This is a genomic window from Lichenibacterium ramalinae, from assembly GCF_004137085.1.
Classification (GTDB): domain Bacteria; phylum Pseudomonadota; class Alphaproteobacteria; order Rhizobiales; family Beijerinckiaceae; genus Lichenihabitans; species Lichenihabitans ramalinae.
Window position 1 is genome coordinate 1 of the sequence record NZ_QYBC01000057.1, and the last position, 2,441, is coordinate 2,441.

General features: G+C 64.7%; 2 protein-coding genes. One reads left to right on the forward strand and one right to left on the reverse strand.

The annotated features are described in order from the left end of the window. Positions 1–48: 48 nt before the first annotated feature. The gene (locus D3272_RS26965; RefSeq protein WP_129222318.1) at positions 49–903 is read right to left on the reverse strand and encodes an extracellular solute-binding protein; all 855 of its coding nucleotides are present in this window, start codon (positions 901–903) and stop codon (positions 49–51) included. A gap of 199 nt (positions 904–1,102) precedes the next feature. Between D3272_RS26965 and D3272_RS26970 the strand changes: the two genes are divergently transcribed. Then, positions 1,103–2,236, forward strand: a complete 1,134-nt coding sequence (locus tag D3272_RS26970) for a Gfo/Idh/MocA family protein (RefSeq protein WP_129222319.1) — start codon at positions 1,103–1,105, stop codon at positions 2,234–2,236. Positions 2,237–2,441: the final 205 nt, after the last annotated feature.

Genomic DNA, 2,441 nt, shown 5'->3' on the forward strand with positions numbered 1-2,441 from the left:
ACCGGCGCAAGCCATCGTTGCACAAAGGCGCTATCTACCCGACTCCGGTCACCTCACGCCACCCCGTGGGTAATTACGGCGGGACGGTTCTTCGTCCCAACTCAGCACGTCCGCCGGGCTGATTTTGGTTTTGTTGATCGTGTCATGAAGGAACTGAATAGCCTCGACGCTTTTGGCACTGTCCAGCGCCGCCGTCCTGCCGTCCGGTGTCAGGATCGAGCCGCCGTTGGAGGCGATGACCTCGACGGCGTCGCAGACCAGGACCTCAGATTGCTTGCCCTGCCAAAGATAGCCGAACTTGGCTTTGCCGCTCTTCTGGATCGCTTCGGCAGCAGAGACGAGTTCTGCCCAGGTCTCCGGTACCCTGGCGCCGATTCCATCCAGCAGGTCCTTGCGATAATAGAGCATGCCGGAATCGACGAACCACGGCAGAGCCGTCAGCTTGTCCTGGTAAGTGCACGCCGCGATCGTGCCAGGGAAGTAGTGCGCCCGCTCCGAGACGGGAAAGTATTGGTCCAACGGCAGTGACCATCCTGCGCCGGCCATCTCCGCGATCCAGACGACGTCCTGGGTGAAGACATCGGGGGTTCCACTGCGACGGACGAGCTGCTGCACAAGCGCCTGGTGGACCTCGGTCGAGGAACTCGGTGGCGGTAGCTCGACATAGGTCACGTGGACCCTGCCCTGCGATTGATTGTAGCTGTCGACGACCTCGGCGATCGTTTGTTTGCCGAAGAACTTGGCGCTGGTGAAGGTGATCCCGGTTCGATCAGCCGCCCTTGCCCGAAACGGTGCGCCGACCAGGGCCGCTCCGGCCGCCATACCCGCCCCCAGGACGAAGCGCCGCCGCGCCGGCTCGATCTCAGCCGCGCCCATCGAAATGCCCGGTGCTGACTCAACCATCCGTGCTTCCTCCCGCCGAAGGCCGATCATGTCGGCCCCCTGTTGTTGGCAGCAGAACAGCGCAGGATATCGCGGCCGTCAAGCACGAAGCAGCACGTTGACGCAGATTGCTGCGTCAGGCACGAAGGATGCGATCGGTGGGCTGAAGGCGTCTACAGAACGCTCAGGAGAGCTCGCGAGCTTGAGAGAGGACGCGTCCATGGCAAAGCTCGGCATCGGTGTCGTAGGATGCGGCAATATTTCGTTGACCTACATGCGCAACGCGGCGCTGTTCGATAGGGTGGAGTTGCGCGCCTGCGCCGACCTTTCGGCGGATGTCGCCGCCGCTCGTGCCGCGGAATATGGCATTCGCGCGCTGTCGTTGGATTCGCTTCTCGCCGCCGAGGAAGTTGACCTCGTGCTGAACCTGACGGTGCCCAATGCACACTTCGACGTCTCGATGGCGGCCCTGGCAGCCGGAAAACATGTGTTTTCCGAAAAGCCGCTTGCCGCCACTGTGGCACAGGGGCGTGCGATCGTGGCCGAAGCGCAGCGTCGCGGTCTGGCCCTCGGCTCCGCACCCGACACGTTCCTGGGCGCCGCGGGCCGTCTCGCGCGCCGTCTGGTGGAAGAAGGCGCGATCGGCGATATCGTGACCGGCACCGCCTTCATGATGGGCCGCGGCATGGAGCACTGGCATCCCAACCCAGCGTTCTACTATCAGCCTGGCGGCGGTCCCGTGCTCGACATGGCACCTTACTATCTCACCATGCTGGTGAACTTGCTGGGTCCCGTAACCCGCGTCACGGCCGTCAGCCGTACCGGGTCGAAAGAACGCCTCATCACGGCGGAGGGGCCGCTCAACGGCACGCAATTTTCAGTCGGAACACCCACGAGCGTCATGGCTCTCCTGGAATTCGCCGCCGGGGCCGTCGTGACGCTCGGCATGAGTTGGGACGTGTTCCGTCACTCAATCCCGCCGATCGAGTTGCACGGCACCAAGGGATCGCTTCGCCTGCCTGACCCCGATACGTTCGGGGGTACGCTGGCCATCAGCCGAAGCGGTGCTTCATGGGAGGAACTCCCGACCGACGGCGTCCTCCACGGCCACAACAACTGGCCTTTCGCGGCGCCCGATCGCGCGAACTACCGCATGCTAGGTGTTGCCGATCTCGCGTTCGCGCTCGAAGCAGGTCGTCCGCCGCGGGCATCGGGGGCACGTGCCCTCCACATTCTCGAAGTCATGGAAGCCATCCTCAACGCCGCAGAGACGGGTGAAGCACAGCTCGTCGAAGGGACCGTCGAACAGCCGCAGTCTCTCGGTGAAAAAGAGGCTGCGACGCTGTCAGCATGACACGAGTGTCGTCATTTTAGAGGCCCGCCGATGTCGCCTTGCTGGTGTGAGGCGGGAGGTCGACCACGGCCCGCGCATCCGCCATGCCGCAAGCGAGGCCGACAGCGCCGTAGCCCCGCGCGAGGGCTCGAAGGCCCCGCGCCGGTGCGTCAGCGGGCGGCGGCCCCGGCGGGCGGCAGGGCGTGGAGCCAGGCCGTGCGGGCCG